Consider the following 17251-nt stretch of genomic DNA (forward strand, 5'->3'; position numbering starts at 1 on the left):
ACCCGGTCACGAGCGGGTCCGGAGACAGCTTCGGGGGAGCGAGCTCCAGGAGCGCGCCTTCAGGCGCAAGCCCGAGTGCCACAATCCGGCGGGACGAGCCGCGGTGGCGAGATCCAATCCGGGGACGTGCCCCAGGCGGGGCCGCGGGGACGAGTCCCAGGGACGAGGCGCTGGGACGAGTTGCAGGGACGAGTCCCGGGGACGAGTCCCCGGACGAGGCCCCAAAAATTCGGCGTTGTCGGCCGGAGCCGACAACGCCGTTGCTGACGAGGTTTCGCCGCATCGTCGGCGAGCCGCCCTGGGCGACCCGCGCGACGGTGCCGGGCTCACTTCGCGGCGGACGCCGTCCGAGCCGGTGCGGGGCCGACCAGGATCGGGTAGTCCTTGATCATGGCGGCGCCGTACAGCGGCTTCGCCACGCCCGCGTGACAGGTCGTGCAGTTGACCTTCGCCACGTCGCCCTGCGGCCCGAGCCGGTTGGCCGGGAACACCGGCTTCAGAGGCTCGAGGTAGTCGTTGTTGAGCGCCCGCACCATGCGGATCGCATACCACGCGGTCGAACGCTGCGGGGTCGACTGATCCCACGACATGAACGAGCGCGAGTTGTGGCAGTAGGTGCAGTTGACGCCCAACGCCTGCGAGATGTGACCCATCAGGCCGTAGGTCGCCTCGGTCGCCTGCATCGACGGGACGTTCTTGCCGTGCAGCACCCGGGTGGGCACCACGCGGATCTCGTCCGTCTTCTGCAGGAAGGGCGCGAACGGCTGGTTCTGCACCGCCATGAAGGCGACGTTCTCGGAGCCGGTCGCGAGGTTCTGCGCCGGCCGGTTGCCGACGATGTTGAACGGCTGGCTACGCTTCGGCAGGAACCAGGCATTGGCCGGGACCGGCTGACCGCGGTGGCAGGCGAAGCACGAGACGCCGGTGTCGGCGACGTGCGTCTTCCACGAGCCGTTGATGTAACGCACCATCTCGAGCATCCGACGGGAGACGATCTTGGTGTACGGCCGCTCGGCCGCGTAATCGTTCTCGTCGTGGCAGTAGACGCACCCCTGCTGCGGGGCGACCCACGCCGTGATGTCGGACATCAGCCGCAGGAAGTCGGCCTCGTCCATCGAGCCGAGGATCGGCACGTTCTTGTAGACGGAGGCGGCCGTGTGGCCGGCCTTGTCGGACGGCGGGGTCGGCTCCGGCAGCTGGTTGGCGCCGACCTTGATCCGCTCGAGCCGCGGGTTGGTGTTCTCGACCATGCCCAGTCCGCGGAAGCCACGCTGCACGGTGTCGATCGGCGGAGCCTCGAACACGATGATGCAGAAGATGGCGAAGGCCGCCGCGCCGAACACGGCGATCATGCCAGCGATGAACTTGTTCATGGCATTGCTCCCGTCAGCGTGGTGGGATCGACGACGGGCGGGAACACCGCCGGATAGGACGGCACCAGGCCGTGCTTGATGCCCCACAGGAACCAGTTGTCGACCACGGTTCCCGTCAGCAGCATGCCGATGCCACCGGTCAGCGGGCACAGCACCGCGAACCACCACGCCCACCGATGGATGGACTCGGCCGTCGCGTTGAAGCCCATGGTCCAGCGCCAGAACAAGGCACCGCGCTCGTAGGCCGTCCCGCGGTCGACGATCTGCTCGACCTCACGGTCGCCGCCGTAATGGCTCATCGCCAGCACGGTCGCGCCATGCATCGCGAACAGCACGGCCGAACCGTACAGGAAGGCGATCGAGAGCATGTGGAACGGGTTGTAGTAGAGGTTCCCGTAGCGGATCGAGAACGCCGCGGTCCAGTCGAGGTGCGGGAAGATGCCGAACGGCACCGCCTCGGCCCAGCTGCCCAGGATCACCGGGCGGATGAAGCCGATCACCAGATAGAGCCAGATCGCCGACGCGAACGCCCAGGCGAGATGGGTGCCCATGCCGAGCACCAGCGCGCGGCGATAGACCCGGATCCACCACAGGATGATCGAGGCGGTGAGGAAGAAGCCGGCGATCTGCCACCAGCCGCCCTCGGCGAGCGGCGCGAAGCCGATCCCGTACTGCGGCGGCGGCGGCTCGAGCGCGAGCCAGGGCAGCTGACGGACGAACTGGATCGGATCCCAGTTCACCGACCCCAGCATGTTGAGCCCGATGATGAAGATCGCCAACGACCCGAACAGCACGGAGGCGAGCCCGGTCCAGCCGAGATAGATCGGCCCGATCTGCGCGTCACCGAACTTGCCCAGCCAGTAGGAGAAGCCGCCCTTGCCCAACCGGATCCCGACGATGCCGTCGAGCGGCACACCGGCATAGGCGGGGCCCCGGACCTGAACCCGGGTGAAGATGTTTTGATACTCGGCCATCGAGGAACTCCCTTCCTATGACCAGATCGGAAGGTCGAGCCACCAGCTCCACCACTCCGGCCAGCCACGGGTCCAGAACGGTCCGCTGATGATGATGCAGACGGCGCTCCAGAACGCCGCGCTGATCGCGAGGAACAGGCCGAGCCGATGAATGGCGAGCGTGCCGATCGAGTAGCCGATCGTGTCGCGGAAGATGGTGTTCTCGTGCTCCGCCCCCTTGACCTTCTCGCCCTCGCCCGGATTGGACGCCGACAGGATCAAGGACCCGTGCATCGCCAGCGCCAGGCACGTCGTGAAGAAGAACGTGATCGCGAGGCAATGAGCGGGGTTGTAGTGGAAGTGAAGGAATTGGTAACCCGTGTTCGACACCCAATCGAGATGGCTCATGATGCCGTAGGGGAAGCCGTGCCCCCAGGCCCCGAGCAGCACCGGACGAATCACCACCAGCGAGAAATACGCGAAGATCGCAAAGCTGAACGCAACCGGGATGTGGTAGCCCATGCCGAGCTTGCGGGCGATCTCGGCCTGGCGCAGCGCCCACGAGACGAATGCTCCCAGCGCGCACACCGTGATGAGCTGCCAGAAGCCGCCTTCCTTCAGCGGGGCCAGTCCGAGCCCGTATTTGAGATCGGGCGGTGCGATGTTGATCTGCCAAATGTTCCACGTCGGCCCGAGGGCCGCCGCATAGACGATCAGAAGGGTCCCGAGGGTCGCGAAGACGATCGTCGTGACTCCGAAGAAGCCGACGTAGAATGGCCCCACCCAGAAGTCGAACAGGTCCCCCCCGATCAACGTCCCCCCGCGGACGCGATACTTTCTCTCAAAACTGAGCATAGCCATGCTCGATCCTCCGCTCGGGAAGCGCCGCCAGCGCCACCCCGTTACCGAATTCCGGTGGCGGGCGTGATGCACGCCGGCACCACGCCCGCCAACCGGTCCAAACGGCTCAGCTCAGGGAGACCGGCATCTCGATCGACGCCGCCTTCGCCGGAACCTGCGGATACTCCAGCCAGTTCAGGCGGGAGGTGCCGAGGAGGATGAAGTGGATCAGAAGCGCCAGGATGGTCAGGAACGTGAACAGAGCAACCAGGACCCGACGCGGATCAAACAGCAACCAGATCTTCCACATGTCTCATTCTCCCGCTTGGAATTAGACCAGAGAGGTCAGGGTCTCGAGCAGCGCCCAGCCGGCAGGGGCCTTCTGGAGCCACGGACGGAAATTCCACGCGAGAACGTGGGCGACGAGGGCCACGACGATGAAGCCGATGAAGCTGGAAACGAAGATGGCGTGGAATTCCTTCGCCTCAGCCTCGGTCAGACCTGACAAAGACGTTTCTCTCTCAGCCATGGAGATACTCTCCGATGAATGGCCTTGCGGCCGTTACCGCGCCCATCCCGCGCGGCTTGGGATGTCGTGGCGAGCCACGACGATCTCTCGCCCGGCTAACGTCGGGCAAGCGTGCGATCCCGTCATCCCATGAAAGCGAACGGAACGTATTTGCAGGCCGCGGCCTTCGCTTCGGCAATGACGGATTTTTCACCTTCGGCGCCGCCTTCGATGCGCATGGCACGCATCACGACCCGACGTCCGATGGCCTCCAGCAGGAAGGCGAAGAAGGCCAGGGCGAAAATGAGCCGGAAATCCGTCGACTCCTTCTCGCGAAGGCCCGGCATGAGCCGCTCCGTTCTCTCAGCCATGAGGACACCCTCCTGTTGAATTCAAGATCGCCGGCGCAGGCGCTCGGCGGAAATCGAAAGCTGATGAAATGACGGCGACGCCAACGCGAGCACCGGTGCGTATTCCTATCATACCGGCTCTCCCATTGCACCCGCATTGATGCGGAGCACACGGCTTTCCGTCACTCTTTCCTCACCGGCGCCACGCGCTTCGCGCTCGGCCGCATCGCGCAGCCGCTTGGCCGCCGAGATGCGCACCAGCACCGGCTCGCGTTCCACCAGACGATCGAGCGCGACCTTCGCGGCATCGTCCCACGGCAGCTCGCGATGCAGACGCGACGGCGTCGCCTCCACGGTGTCGAGCTGCGTGCCGAGCGGCAGGATGTGGAACAGCGCGTCGAACAGCGCGTTGCACACCTCCTGCACCAGATAGGTCGCGCCGCCATAGCCCATGAACGGCGTGCCGGTGTGCCGCCTGACGATCGCACCGGGGAACGACGCCGGAATGAACGCGGCGCGCCCGCCCTTCTCGGCGAGATACATGCGCTCGTTGTAGCTGCCGAACAGGACGAGCGGCGGCGTCTCGTGCACCGCCTTGCGCACCGCCCGATTGTCCGGCTTGGTGCCGGCGGTGCGCGCGAACGAGAACGAGCACGGCATGCCCATCTCGGTCTCGAGGAAATGCCGCACGCCCCGCGCATAGGTCTCGGTCGCGACGATGCCGAAGCTCGCGGTGCCGAAGAAGTCCTGCGTCACCGAGCGCCACAGATCCCACAACGGCTTTGCGGTCGTGTGCAGCTCGCGGGTGATGAACGGCTCGGGATCGAGGCCGGTCAGCTCGCCGAGCTTGCGCAGGAACTTGGTGGTCGAGTGCAGGCCGATCGGCGCCTGCAGCCAAGGACGCTCCAGCGTCTCGCACAACAGCCGGCCGAACTCGCGATACATGCAGACGTTCACGTCGGCGTCGGCGAGCCGCGGGATGTCGGCGAGATGGGTGCCGAGCGGGAAGACCAGATTGACCTCGGCGCCGATGCCCTCGACCAGCCGGCGGATCTCGGCGAGATCGGACGGCATGTTGAAGGTGCCGTAGCACGGGCCGATGATGTTGACGCGCGGCTTCTCGCCGGCGGCGCGGGGCTTGCGCTCCGGCACCTTGCGCAGGCCGAACTCGCTCCACAGCCAGCGCATCGCGCGGTCGGCGCTCTGCCACTGATCTTCGTCGATGGTGCGCGGCAGGAAGCGGCGGATGCCGGTGCCCTCCGGCGTCACGCCGCCGCCGATCATCTCGGCGATCGAGCCGGTGACCACCACCGACGGCAGGTCGGGATCGAGCGTCTTGTGGGCGCGCGCCATCGCACCCTCGGTGCCGTGCTGGCCGAGCTCCTCCTCGGAGAGGCCCGTCACCACGACCGGCAGCTCGTGCGGCGGCAGCGCGTCGGTGTAGTGCAGCACCGCGGTGACCGGCAGGTTCTCGCAGCCGACCGGGCCGTCGATGATCACCTGAAGGCCCTTCACCGCGGTGAAGACATAGACCGAGCCCCAGTAGCCGCCGGCGCGATCGTGGTCGAGGACGAGCATCAGATCGCCTCCTCGGCCTTGCGGCGCTTCGCCTGGGCGGCGAGCTGGCGGCGCATCTTTTCGCGGAACTCGGGGTGCGGCGTCGGCACGTCCTCGAGCACGCCGGCGCTGTCGCCGACCCCGACGCCGGCGAACAGCGCGGTCATCGCGTCGAACCGCGCCTTGTTGCCGATCGCGGTGTTGATCACCTGGGCGAGCGAGCCGGCGCCGGCCGGACCCATCAGCGGGCGCGCCGAGATCAGATTGGTGAAATAGAGCGCCGGGATGCCGCGGCTCTTGGCGTGCTGCACGACCGGCGTGGTGCCGATCGCGAGATCGGGCACGAAGGCGTCGACCGCGGCCAAGTCCTGCTCGAGCGAGGCGCGGTACTGCACCGCGACGCCCTTCGCCTCGAGCCAGGCGCGATCGTCCTCCGACCAGCGGGTGCGCGGGCACGCCGTGCCGACATAACGCACGTCGGCGCCGCTCTCGATCAGCAAACGCGCGACGAGCAGCTCCGAGCCCTCGTAGCCCGACAGCGTGATGCGGCCCTTCACCGGTGCACCGGCGAGCGCGCCCTTGATCGCCGGCAAGAACTTGTTCTTCGCCGCGTCGACCTTCGCCTTGGCGACGCCGCACGCCTCGCCGATCGCGTCGAGCCAGGCCGCCGTGCCGTCGTGACCGACCGGCGCCGAGCCGACCACGGCACGGCCGGCGGTCTCGAACTCGCGGATGCACGACGTGTAGAACGGATGGATCGCCGCGACCGCCGCGCAGTCGAGTGCGGCATAGAGCTCGCGCCACTCGCGGGTCGGCACCACGGGACCGCAGGCGAGGCCGAGCGGCTCCAGCATCATGCCGATGCCGATCGGGTCGGCCGGGAACATCTCGCCGAGCAGCGTCACGGTCGGGCGCAGGCTGCGGCCGCCGCGCGGCGCCTGCACCGGCCCCTGCTCCGCCTCGTTGCGGGCGTAGTTCAGCATCGCGCCGGACAGAACGTCCTTCGCCTCGGCATGGGTCGGCACGCCGAAGCCCGGCACGTCGATGCCGATCACCCGCACGTCGTTGATCGTCTTCGGCAGCAGCCGCAGCGGCACGCCCGACGCGGTCGGGACGCACAGATTGATGATCACGACGGCGTCGTGCTGCGCCGGATCGGCGAGCTGATGCACCGCGTCGCGGATGTCCTCGAACAGCTTTCCGGTGACCAGCGTCTCGGAGTTGAACGGCACGTAGCCGACGCTGCGGCGCGCGCCGTAGAAATGCGAGGTGAAGGTGAGGCCGTAGACGCAGCAGGCCGAGCCCGACAGCACGGTCGCGGTGCGGCGCATGCGCAGGCCGACGCGCAGCGAGCCGAACGCCGGGCACATGCTCTGCGGCTGGTCGTGCGGGCCGACCGGATAGTCGGCGGCATAGCGCGCCAAAATCTCGGCGGCGCCGGCATTCTCGCCGGCCTCGATCGCCGCGCGGCGCATCTCGCCCGGGCCGGCGTGACAGCCCCATCCGTCGTCCCGAGCGGCACGCGAATCGCCGCCCGCCGACCCGGCGGGCCGAGAGCCCCGATCGTCCGCTGCGGTATCGTCTGCCGCGGTGTCGCCTCGCGAGGCCGGCGCATCGGTGGTCGCAGCATCACCAGCGAGGTCGGCCGCCACGGCGTTCGACAGCGGCGCCTGCGCGGCTCCGTCGTACACCACCTCGGTCGTCGCTGCCGTCTCGGCCGCCTTATGGGTTTCGCTGTCCGACATCTCGTCCCGTCGTCAGAAACGCGCCTCGCACCACACACCTCCGGCCGTCCACCGGCCCGCCGCGCGGGCCGGAGCGGCCGCATGAACCGTCAAACGTCGTCGTAGATCACCTCGAGCGACGGCTTCAGCGGCACCACCCCGCCGCACATGTCTTCCTGCGTCGCCGGCTCCAGCACCACGTCGCGGCCGACCACGTCGCTCTCGAACAGGCCGAGCAGTGCCTCCTGGGTCAGCGGCTTCGGCCGCTGCGGCGGCGCCTCGGCGACGTTCACCGCGAGCTGCTCGAACAGCGGCCCCCAGGTCGTGCCCGGACGGGCGACGATCTGATAGGCGGCACTCAGCCGGCGGATCTCCTCGTTGGCCGGGATCGACGCCAGCACCGGAATGCCGGCGGCAGAAGCAAAACCCTGCGCCTCGCCGGTGCCGTCGTCCTTGTTGATCACCATGCCGGCGACGCCGACATTGCCGCCGAGCTTTCTGAAATACTCCACCGCCGAGCAGACATTGTTGGCGACATAGAGCGATTGCAGGTCGTTCGAGCCGACCACGATGACCTTTTGGCACATGTCGCGGGCGATCGGCAGGCCGAAGCCGCCGCACACCACGTCGCCCAGGAAGTCGAGCAGCACGTAGTCGAAGCCCCACTCGTGGAAGCCGAGCTTCTCCAGCGTCTCGAAGCCGTGGATGATGCCGCGCCCGCCGCAGCCGCGCCCGACCTCCGGGCCGCCGAGCTCCATCGCGAACACGCCGTCGCGCTTGAAGCAGACGTCGGAGACGGTGATCTCCTCGCCGGCGAGCTTCTTCTTGGCGGAGGTCTCGATGATGGTCGGCGTCGCCCGGCCGCCGAACAGAAGCGACGTCGTGTCGCTCTTCGGGTCGCAGCCGATCAGCAGGACACGCTTGCCCTTCTGTGCCATCATGTAGGAGAGGTTGGCGAGCGTGAAGCTCTTGCCGATGCCGCCCTTGCCGTAGATCGCGATGATCTGCGTCTGCTTGGACGCAGCGGTCGGCACCGGATCGGGTCCGATGGCGGCCTCGGCGCGCAGGCGGTCGGTCATGTCGAGCGGCACGGACGCGTTCATGCGGTTCCTCTCCAGTCGAGAATCATCTTCAGACAGGTCGGGTCGGTGAACGCGGTCCGGTAAGCCGCAGGCGCGTCGGACGCCGCGGACCGGTGCGTGATGAGACCGTCGAGCGAGAGCCGGCCCTGCTCGATCAGTTGCTTGACGGCGGCGAGATCGGGCTCGCGCCATTCGGCGGCGACCCGCAGGGTCGCTTCGCGCATGAAGGCCGGCGGAAAGCCGAAGGAGAGCGGCGCGCTGTAGAAGCCGGCCAGCACGATGGTGCCGTGCGGCGCCAGCCGGCCGATCAGCGTGTCGAGCAGCTTTGCGTCACCCGAGACGTCGCAGATCACCGCGTAATCACGTCGCGGATCGTCGGCCGGATCCTTCACGGTGTAGCCGAGCGCGCCGTGCGCGCGGTCCGGATTGGTCTCCCAGACGACGGGCGGCTCCCCGCCCGCCAGCGTGACCAGCCGGGCGAGGAGGCGACCGAGAACGCCGTGCCCGACGATCAGCCCGGGCGGCGTCCCACCGGCCCCCTGCATGGCGTGGTACGCCGTCGCGGCCAACGCCAACAGGACGCCCCGTTCGTTCAGATCGGACGCGATCGGCACCGCCTTGGCGCCGGGCACCACGACCCGGCTGGCGGCCCCACCGAACAATCCGCGAATGTCGCCGTAGCACCGCGCACCGGGGACGAACACCGTCTCGCCGACGCTGCGGCCCGAGCGCGGCCCCGCCGCGCTCACCCGCCCGACCGACTCGTAGCCCGGCACCAGCGGATAGCCGAGCCCGGGAAAGGGCGGCATCCGACCCGACCAGAGCAGGCGCTCGGTCCCGGTGCTGATCCCGCTCCATGCGATGTCGACGACCACGTCCTCGTCACCGGGGCGCGCGAGGTCGAGCCGACTGAGCACGAGGCGTTCAGGCTCCTCGAGGACGACCGCTACAGTGTCCATGACGTCTCCGAGCCGTGTGGCGGGAGGTTCTTCACAACGAAGGATGTGTCAGCCTACCCTGACTGCAATTTCTGTCAAGTCGTATTGTCATATCCGGGAGGAGCCGTCCACCTCTGCCACAACTACTTGGAGAAGAATGGGATTTTTGGTCGGCTGCAGGCGCGGCCGGGCGAAGCCGGCGGCCGTCAGGAGGGCGTACAGCGCCTCCGGCGGGCGAGGTCGCCCACTTTTCATCGCCCAAAGGTAGAAGCCGAAATAGGCCTCTCCGGCGGGTTCCCCGCCCGGCACGTCGGACATCGGCTCGGCCACCACCACGATCCCGTCCGGCGGCAGCGCCTGCCGCGCCGCCTTCAGCAGCGCCAGCACGGTCGCGTCGTCGTGGTCGTGCAGCACCCGCACGAAGGAGATCGTGTCGGCGCCGGGCGGCAGCGCGTCGGTGCGGAAGTCGCCGCCGAACACCGCGGCGCGGTCGGCGAGCCCGGCCGCCGCGAGCCGCGCCTCGGCCCGCCCGACCACCGCCGGCAAATCGAACAGCATCAGCGACAGTTTCGGGAACCGCGCGCCGGCCGCCGCCAGGAAGGCCCCCTCCCCGCCGCCGACGTCGAGCAGGCAGCGCCGCCGCCCGAGTTTTACCGCCGAGAACACCTCGTGGGCGACGAACGCCTGGGTCGCCGCCATCAGCTGCGAATAGGCGCCGACCTGGGCATCCGGCAGCGTGCCCGGCCGCGGGTCGCGGGCATAGGCCCAGAAGCGCGACAGCGCCGTCTCCTTCTCCCGGTCGGCGAGCAATGCGACCGGATCGGCGAGGTCGGCATAGAGAAGCGTGTGGTGCTCGATCATCTCGGCGAGGCCGCCGGCGCCGCGCAGCGCCGCCCCGTGAATGCCGAGGCCGAATCGGTCCGGCCCGCGCCGCTCGGTGAGGTCGAGCGTGGCGGCGGCCTCGAGCAGCCGGCGCATCGCGTCCGGCGACAGCCCGGTGCGCGCCGCCAGCGCATCGACCTCCTGCGGCCCGTCGGCCAACAGGTCGAACACCTTCAGCCGCACGCAGGCGAGCAGGATTTGCGAATAGACGAAGCCGGCGACGAGGTCGAACAGCGCCCGCGTGCGCCGCCGCGCCAGCGCCCGGGTCGGCGGAAAGGCGGCGGCGAGACGCTGGAAGCGCGCACTCGCCAGCATCCGGTTGCGCAAGGCGAACCAGCGCTCGGCCAACCCGGAGGGGCGTTTCACGCTATGCGGCGCCGCGTCCACCTCGCCGCTCTCGCTTTCGTGGTGAGGTTCGTGGTGAGGACGGATCCGACGCGCCGGGAGAGCGGCGCGCCTCGGCGTCTCGGGGGCTCGGCGTCTCGGCCGCCCGGCGGCGGAGACGGCGTCCGGCGGAAGGCGTCGCCCGCCCGCCGCCGACGTCGGGCGATCAGGCCGCGACCGCGGCGAGCCGCTTCGGCACCAGCCGCTTGACCTCCGAGCGGATCAGCAGGCGCAGCGCCTCGCCGCCGGGGCAGTCCGGAATCGCGCCGATCGCGCCCTTCACCAGCTCCTCGAGCCGCGCCATCGCGCCCTCGATGCCGAGCTGGGTGACCGCGCTCGGCCGGCCGAGCGTGACGTCCTTGCCGACCGGCTTGCCGAGCTCCTCCTCGTCGGAGGCGGCATCGCGCAGATCGTCGGCCACCTGATAGGCGAGGCCGATATTCGCCCCGACCGCCCGCCACGGCGCCGGATCGGCACCGGCCGCCGCCGCGCCGAGCATGGTCGCCGCCGAGAACAGCGCGCCGGTCTTCTGCTCGTGATACTCGGCGAGGTCGCAGCGCGGCTCGCATTCCCACGCCTGCCCGGCGGCGATGCCGTGCGGCATGCCGACCGACTGGCCGACGATCCGCATCACCGCCGGCAAACGCTCCGGCGAGCACGGCACATAAGCGAGCTGCTCGAACGCCAGCACGATCAGCGCGTCACCGGCCAAGACCGCGATCCGCTCGCCATAGGCGGCGTGCACCGACGGCTTGCCGCGCCGCAGCGAGGCGTCGTCGAAGCACGGCAGGTCGTCGTGGATCAGCGAGGCGCAATGGAGGAACTCGATCGAGGCCGCAGCCGCGTCGGTCAGCGCCGGCTGGTCGTCGCCGCAGGCCGCCGCCGCCGCCAGGCACAGCCGCGGCCGCACCCGCGCCCCCTTCGGGAACACCGCGTACCGCATCGCGGAGGCCAGCTTGCTCGGAGCGCTGGGAATCTCGGCCCGCGTCAGCGCGGCATCGAGTGCCTGCTCGATCCGTGTGATACCATCCATGATCGCAGCCCCCGTTTCGGACCTGCCGAAATGTAATGATCGGTTGTCACATATAAGTGTAACGCACTATAGACGGTTGCACGGCGAACTCAACGGTAATTCCACGGACGGGGGCCTTGGCGAACACGGCGATCGTGGTCGGAGCGGGCATCGGCGGCCTCGCGGCAGCCGTCGACCTGGCGGTGGCGGGGGTCGCCGTGACGGTGGTGGAAGCCGCCGCGACGCCGGGCGGAAAAATCAGGCGGGTGCCGGTCGCCGGCACCTCGATCGACGCCGGCCCGACCGTGCTGACGATGCGCTGGGTGTTCGAGGATCTGCTCGCCGCCGCCGGCACCTCGGTCGCGCGCGAATTGTCGCTGCAGCCGCTCGAGCTGATCGCCCGCCACGCCTGGAGCGCCACCGAGCGGCTCGATCTGTTCGCCGATCTCGACCGCTCGGCCGACGCCGTCGGCGACTTCGCCGGCGCGGCGGAAGCGCGCGGCTTCCGTGAGTTTTGCGCCCGCGCCGCGCGGATCTATCGCGTGCTCGAGAAGCCGTATCTGTGCGGCAGCCGGCTGCGCACCCCGTTCGGCCTGGTGAAGCGCGTCGGCTTTCACCGGCTGTCCGATCTGATCGCCCTGTCGCCCTATGCGACGCTGTGGAGCGCGCTCGGCCGCCATTTCCGTGACCCGCGGCTGCAGCAGCTGTTCGGCCGCTACGCCACCTATGTCGGCTCGTCGCCGTTCCAAACGCCGGCGACGCTGATGCTGGTCGCCCATGTCGAAGGCGAGGGCGTGTGGGTGATCGAGGGCGGCATGCACCGGCTCGCGACCGCCCTCGCCACCGTCGCCACCCGGCTCGGCGTGACGTTTCGCTACGGCACGCCGGTGCGCGAGGTTCTGGTCGACCGCACGATGGGCGCCACCGGCGTCGTGCTCGATGGCGGCGAGCGCCTCGCCGCCGACAATGTGGTGCTGAACACCGACGTCGGCGCGGTGGCGAGCGGCCTGCTCGGCGAAGACGTCTCGCACGCAGCGCCGAAAATTCCGCCGGCGATCCGGTCGCTGTCGGCGCTGACCTGGACGGTGGCGGCGCAGACCGACGGCTTTCCGCTGCATCACCACACGGTGTTCTTCTCGCGCGACTACCGCGCAGAATTCGACCGGCTGTTCGGCGAGCGGCGCTTTCCGCACGAGCCGACCGTCTATGTCTGCGCGCAGGATCGCGGCGCCGATCCGAGCGTGACGCCGCAAGGGCCGGAGCGGCTCTTGTGCCTCGTCAATGCGCCGGCGATCGGCGACCGGCCGATCGACCCCGCCGCGATCGAGGCGTGCGAAAACGCCGCACTGGAAAAACTCGCCGCCTGCGGCTTGACGATCCGCTACCGGCCGGAGGCGAGCCGCCTCACCACGCCGGCCGACTTTCACCGGCTCTTTCCGGGAACCGGAGGAGCCCTCTACGGAAGGGCATCGCACGGATGGACGGCATCGTTCAGGCGCCCGGGATCGCGCACCCGCATTCCGGGCCTGTATCTCGCGGGGGGCAGCACGCATCCGGGACCGGGCTTGCCGATGGCGGCGCTGTCGGGACGGCTGGCGGCAGCCGCGCTGATTTCGGACCGCGCTTCGACGAGGCGGTCGCACCCGGCGGGTATCTGTGGTGGTACGTCGACGCGGTGAGCGACGACGGGCGCCACGCGCTCACCATCATCGCCTTCGTCGGCAGCGTCTTCTCGCCTTATTACGCCTGGGCCCGCAAGCGCGCGGCCGCGCCGTCCGCGGTCGATCCGCACGACTTCTGCTCGCTCAACGTCGCGCTCTACGGCGACTGCCGGCGCTGGGCCATGACCGAGCGGGACCGCGGCGCGCTCTCTCGCGACGCCTCCTCGCTGGCGATCGGCCCGAGCGCGCTCGCCTGGGACGGCACGACGCTGACGATCGAGATCGACGAGACGGCGACGCCGCTGCCCTCGCGCCTGCGCGGCACCGTGCGCGTGCGGCCCGCCGGCCTCACCGGGAAAAGCTTCGCGCTCGACGGTGCCGGCTTGCATCGCTGGCGGCCGATCGCGCCGTGCTCGGACGTCGAGGTCGATCTCGCGCGGCCCGGCCTGTCGTGGCGCGGCCACGGCTATCTCGACAGCAATATCGGTGACGAGCCGGTGGAGAGCGCGTTCGTGCGGTGGGACTGGTCGCGGGCGGCCCTGCCGGACGGCAGCGCAGCGGTGCTCTATCACGCGATCCGCCGCGGCGCGGACGGCGGCGAGGGCGCGGAGACCGGGCTCGCCTTGAAGTTCGATCGCAGCGGGGCGGTGACGGAGTTCGATGCGCCGCCGCCGGTGATGCTGCCGGCCAGCGCCTGGCGGGTGCCGCGCGAGACGCGGGCCGATCCCGGCACTGCGGTGACGATCGTCGACACGCTGGAGGACACGCCGTTCTATGCGCGCTCGCTGATCACCGGCACGCTCGGCGGCGAGCCGGTGACCGCCGTGCACGAGAGCTTGTCGCTCGACCGCTTCGCCGCCCCCTGGGTGCAGGCGATGCTGCCGTTCCGCATGCCGCGCCGCCGCACCCGGCGGTGACACGCGCCGACGAAAACACGACGACGAGACACGACGACCTCCACCGCGGTCGGCCGAACGCCGGCGCGGTGGAGGTCGTGATCACGATCAGTCGCGGCGGCGGATGCCGGCCGTGTCGTCGGAGAACGCGCGCTTCACGTCCTCCTTGTTCGAGCTCTTGCTCATGAAGCCGAAGCCATAGACGATGGCGAAGGCCGCCACCGCTCCGATGGTCATGAAGGCGAGCGCAGGAATGATTCCGGCGTCCATGTGAGAACCTCCTCGTTGGCTGGTCTGCGGCGGCGGGACGGCGACCTGCCGGCTCCTCGTCCGCCGGGCGCGCTGCACGCGCCGCGTGACAAGCCAACGCGACACTCACTCATTCGATCCGGCGGAAAAGCCGCGACCGCCGCGAAACGAGCACCGAGGTAGGACGGTAAGAAAGTCCGCTCGGTCGGCGGAATTATTCCGGCGGCAGAAAGCCATCGCCTCGTCCTGCGGGCCGCCGAAGACGGCGTGTCGAAGGACGAGGGCGGGCTCGGTCGCCGTCGGGATCAGCGCCAGGAGATCTCGAAGGCGCAGGCTGGCGCGCCGTTCGCCTGGCAGGCGGTCTCGATCACCACGGATTTCGGATGAACGAGCGTGCGAAACAGCCGCTCGAAGGTCGCGCCGTAATAGTCGCACAGGGGCGTGTGCATGTGCTCGGGCGACGATGCGCCACGGCACACCGGGCAGTTCGCGATGGAGAAGCGCACCGGATGCCCGGCCACGGCGGAGAACTCGCCCGAGCCCGCAAAGGTCCAGGCGTGCTTGCCGATCGCGCCGAGCAGAATTTTTGCCGACAGCCTTGCCGGCAAGATTTTCAGGATCGGCTGCACGCGCTTCGGGATGCGCACCGCGAGCAGATAGTCGGCGGTCCGCCGCCCGGCGTCGGCCGCGACCTTTTTCGCGCGCGCCACACCGAGGTCGGCCCGCACCACCGTGTGGAGGGCGACGACGTCGCGCTCGTCGACCATGTGCTCGGGGACCGACACGAGGTGATGCGACAGCCCCGCCGCGGCGAACAGCCGCGCCGTCTCGGCCTCGCCGACCTCCTCGCGCAACGCCTCGATCATCCGGATGATGGCGTTCGGCCCGATGCGGGCGACCGGCGCCGCCGCAGGCGCGTGCGTCGCCGGATCACGAACGGCATGGTCGTGAGAGGGTTGTTCGGTGACGCTGGACACGACGACCCCGATCGGGTGTGGCCTGCGCGGCCCGTCTCGCCCCACTGCTCACTGGAGAGGTCGGCGCGGCGAGCGCAGAAAAACCGCGCCGGTGAGGGACGTCCGTCACGTGCTCCGAGATGCGGGTCGCCCCCTCACCCGCCCTCGCGTCGCTCGGGCACCCTCTCCCGCGCGGGGAGAGGGTGAGACCGGCACCGCCGCGGAGCCGACAAAAGGGTCGTCAACCCGCAGCGGTGATCGTCGCGGCCGTCAGCAGGCGCGCACGGCTTCCGGCTTGTCGTCTTTCTTCTTCTTGCGGCCCTTCGGGGCCGCCGCGAGCTCCGCCTGCTGGGCGGTGGTGATCTTGCGGGTCTCGTCGAAGCCGAAATCGACCTTCTTCGACTGCGGGCCCCAATAGCCGACCCGGCCGAGATCGTAGAACTTCCGCTCGAACGAGCTCTTCAGATAGGCCTTCATGCAGCCCATCATGTAGCGGCGCTTCTCACGATCCCGGATGAACGGATACTCCAGGAACATCTTGCGCATGTAGAAGCGGCGGTAGTTGTGCATCACGCGGTCGAGCAGCTCGGTGCGCTCCATCGCGTCCGGCTTCATGATCGGCGTGACGAAATTGTACTTCTCGAAGTCGAACACCTCGACCTTGTCGCCCATCTCCTGGAACAGGTCGGAGAACGGCCACGGGGTGTACATCGACCAGTTGGCCATGTCGCAACCCCAGTCGCGGGCCATCTTGTAGGTCTCTTCGAGCGTTTCGCGGGTCTCGTTCTCGAGGCCGACGATGAACTGCGCCTCGGAGACGATGCCGTGCTTGCGCAGCAGCTCGATGGCGCGCTTGTTCTGCGCCACCGTCGTCTCCTTGTTGAACAGATCGAGCTTGAGCTGGGCCGCCGCCTCGGTGCCGAGCGAGATGTGGATCAGGCCGGCCTTGCGATAGAGCGGCAGCAGCTGCTCGTCGCGCAGCACATCGGTGACGCGGGTGTTGATGCCCCAGTTCACCGGCAGCTTCCGCCGCACCAGCTCCTCGCACAGCGCGACGAACTTCTTCCGGTGAATGGTCGGTTCCTCGTCGGCGAGGATGAAGAAGCCGACGCCGTACTCCTTCACCAACACCTCGATCTCGTCGACCACCTTGATCGGATCACGGACCCGGTAGGTGCGCCAGAACTTCCACTGCGAGCAGAACGAGCAGGTGAACGGACAGCCGCGGGCGAAGTTCGGCACCGCGAGGCGGGTGCCGAGCGGAATGTAGATGTACTTGTTCCAGTCGAGGATGCCCCAGTCGGGGCTGAGAATGTCGAGATTCTCGATCGGCGGGGCGGCCACGGTGGCGACGATGTTGCCGCCGTCCGAATAGGCGATGCCCTTGACCGTCTCGGGGTTCTTCTTGAACTCGCCGGAGTCGATCGCGCGCACGAGATCGAGCAGGATCTGCTCGCCTTCGCCGCGGATCACCACGTCGACCCACGGCGCCTCGGCCAGAACCTGCTTGTACATGAAGGTCGCGTGGATGCCGCCGAGCACGGTGACCGCGTTCGGGCACTCCTCCTTGGCGATCTGCAGCGCGCGCTCGGCCTTGTAGATGGCCGGGGTGATCGCGGTCGCGCCGATCACGTCGGGCTTGTCGCGGCGGATCTCCTCACGAAGCTGCTCCTCCGTGAGATTGTCGGTCATCGCGTCGACGAAGCGGACGTCGGTGTAGCCGTTCGCCTTGAGGGTGCCGGCCAGATAGGCGACCCAGGCCGGCGGCCAATTGCCGGCGATTTCCGCTCCGCCCGAGTGATAGTTGGGATGCAGGAGCAGAATGCGCATGACGACCTCCCAGTTTCCGACCGACTGTCAACGGGCATTAGACATCGGCGAGTGAC

Annotated in this window: 17 protein-coding genes; 2 read left to right on the forward strand and 15 right to left on the reverse strand. The window is 68.9% G+C overall.

The annotated features are described in order from the left end of the window. Positions 1 to 326: 326 nt before the first annotated feature. The 12 genes from pufC to A33M_RS04445 all read right to left on the reverse strand — a co-directional run bounded on the left by pufC (position 327) and on the right by A33M_RS04445 (position 11624). Positions 327 to 1373: a photosynthetic reaction center cytochrome PufC gene (gene pufC, locus A33M_RS04390; RefSeq protein ID WP_008383955.1), complete on the reverse strand. Its 1047-nt coding sequence runs from the start codon at positions 1371 to 1373 to the stop codon at positions 327 to 329. Beyond that, positions 1370 to 2347, reverse strand: coding sequence for a photosynthetic reaction center subunit M (pufM, locus tag A33M_RS04395; protein ID WP_008383958.1), 978 nt, complete (start codon positions 2345 to 2347; stop codon positions 1370 to 1372). Before pufM ends, pufC begins: the two co-directional genes overlap by 4 nt. Before the next feature lie 15 nt (positions 2348 to 2362). Continuing rightward, entirely contained in the window at positions 2363 to 3187 is an 825-nt protein-coding gene (gene pufL, locus A33M_RS04400) for a photosynthetic reaction center subunit L (RefSeq protein ID WP_040619274.1), read from the reverse strand. A gap of 106 nt (positions 3188 to 3293) precedes the next feature. Next, the gene (pufA, locus tag A33M_RS04405) at positions 3294 to 3476 is read right to left on the reverse strand and encodes a light-harvesting antenna LH1, alpha subunit (RefSeq protein ID WP_008383962.1); all 183 of its coding nucleotides are present in this window, start codon (positions 3474 to 3476) and stop codon (positions 3294 to 3296) included. A 21-nt stretch (positions 3477 to 3497) separates the two neighbouring features. After that, the gene (pufB, locus tag A33M_RS04410) at positions 3498 to 3695 is read right to left on the reverse strand and encodes a light-harvesting antenna LH1, beta subunit (protein WP_008383964.1); all 198 of its coding nucleotides are present in this window, start codon (positions 3693 to 3695) and stop codon (positions 3498 to 3500) included. A gap of 122 nt (positions 3696 to 3817) precedes the next feature. Beyond that, positions 3818 to 4045 carry a hypothetical protein gene (locus A33M_RS04415; protein WP_157223322.1) on the reverse strand — a complete coding sequence of 76 codons (228 nt, stop codon included), beginning with the start codon at positions 4043 to 4045 and terminating at the stop codon, positions 3818 to 3820. 108 nt (positions 4046 to 4153) lie between these two features. Continuing rightward, a complete protein-coding gene (gene bchZ / locus A33M_RS04420) occupies positions 4154 to 5602 on the reverse strand; it encodes a chlorophyllide a reductase subunit Z (RefSeq protein WP_008383968.1) in 1449 nt (482 codons plus the stop codon). After that, positions 5602 to 7056, reverse strand: a complete 1455-nt coding sequence (bchY, locus tag A33M_RS04425; RefSeq protein ID WP_085977051.1) for a chlorophyllide a reductase subunit Y — start codon at positions 7054 to 7056, stop codon at positions 5602 to 5604. Before bchY ends, bchZ begins: the two co-directional genes overlap by 1 nt. A gap of 359 nt (positions 7057 to 7415) precedes the next feature. Beyond that, positions 7416 to 8408 (reverse strand): chlorophyllide a reductase iron protein subunit X, encoded by a 993-nt coding sequence (locus A33M_RS04430; RefSeq protein ID WP_008383972.1) that lies wholly within the window; start codon positions 8406 to 8408, stop codon positions 7416 to 7418. Further along, complete coding sequence (gene bchC, locus A33M_RS04435) at positions 8405 to 9346, reverse strand: chlorophyll synthesis pathway protein BchC (protein WP_008383973.1); 942 nt, start codon at positions 9344 to 9346, stop codon at positions 8405 to 8407. Before bchC ends, A33M_RS04430 begins: the two co-directional genes overlap by 4 nt. An 87-nt stretch (positions 9347 to 9433) precedes the next feature. Continuing rightward, positions 9434 to 10573, reverse strand: a complete 1140-nt coding sequence (locus tag A33M_RS04440; protein ID WP_237718277.1) for an acetylserotonin O-methyltransferase — start codon at positions 10571 to 10573, stop codon at positions 9434 to 9436. A 184-nt stretch (positions 10574 to 10757) separates the two neighbouring features. After that, on the reverse strand, positions 10758 to 11624 hold the full coding sequence (locus A33M_RS04445) for a polyprenyl synthetase family protein (RefSeq protein ID WP_008383977.1): 867 nt from the start codon (positions 11622 to 11624) through the stop codon (positions 10758 to 10760). Between the two features lie 116 nt (positions 11625 to 11740). Between A33M_RS04445 and crtD the strand changes: the two genes are divergently transcribed. Further along, complete coding sequence (gene crtD / locus A33M_RS04450; RefSeq protein WP_008383979.1) at positions 11741 to 13282, forward strand: 1-hydroxycarotenoid 3,4-desaturase CrtD; 1542 nt, start codon at positions 11741 to 11743, stop codon at positions 13280 to 13282. Further along, positions 13279 to 14181: a carotenoid 1,2-hydratase gene (locus A33M_RS04455; RefSeq protein ID WP_008383981.1), complete on the forward strand. Its 903-nt coding sequence runs from the start codon at positions 13279 to 13281 to the stop codon at positions 14179 to 14181. The genes crtD and A33M_RS04455 overlap by 4 nt, the downstream gene beginning before the upstream one ends. 87 nt (positions 14182 to 14268) lie before the next feature. On the opposite strand, the gene A33M_RS23655 is transcribed toward A33M_RS04455, so the two are convergent. The 3 genes from A33M_RS23655 to bchE form a co-directional block, all read right to left on the reverse strand. After that, positions 14269 to 14430: a hypothetical protein gene (locus A33M_RS23655; protein WP_008383983.1), complete on the reverse strand. Its 162-nt coding sequence runs from the start codon at positions 14428 to 14430 to the stop codon at positions 14269 to 14271. Positions 14431 to 14714: 284 nt separating this feature from the next. Further along, entirely contained in the window at positions 14715 to 15386 is a 672-nt protein-coding gene (gene bchJ / locus A33M_RS04460; RefSeq protein WP_008383985.1) for a bacteriochlorophyll 4-vinyl reductase, read from the reverse strand. Positions 15387 to 15635: 249 nt separating this feature from the next. Beyond that, entirely contained in the window at positions 15636 to 17195 is a 1560-nt protein-coding gene (bchE, locus tag A33M_RS04465; RefSeq protein ID WP_008383987.1) for a magnesium-protoporphyrin IX monomethyl ester anaerobic oxidative cyclase, read from the reverse strand. Between the last annotated feature and the right edge of the window lie 56 nt (positions 17196 to 17251).

The sequence above is a fragment of the Rhodovulum sp. PH10 genome, from assembly GCF_000293785.1.
Lineage (GTDB): Bacteria > Pseudomonadota > Alphaproteobacteria > Rhizobiales > Xanthobacteraceae > Rhodoplanes.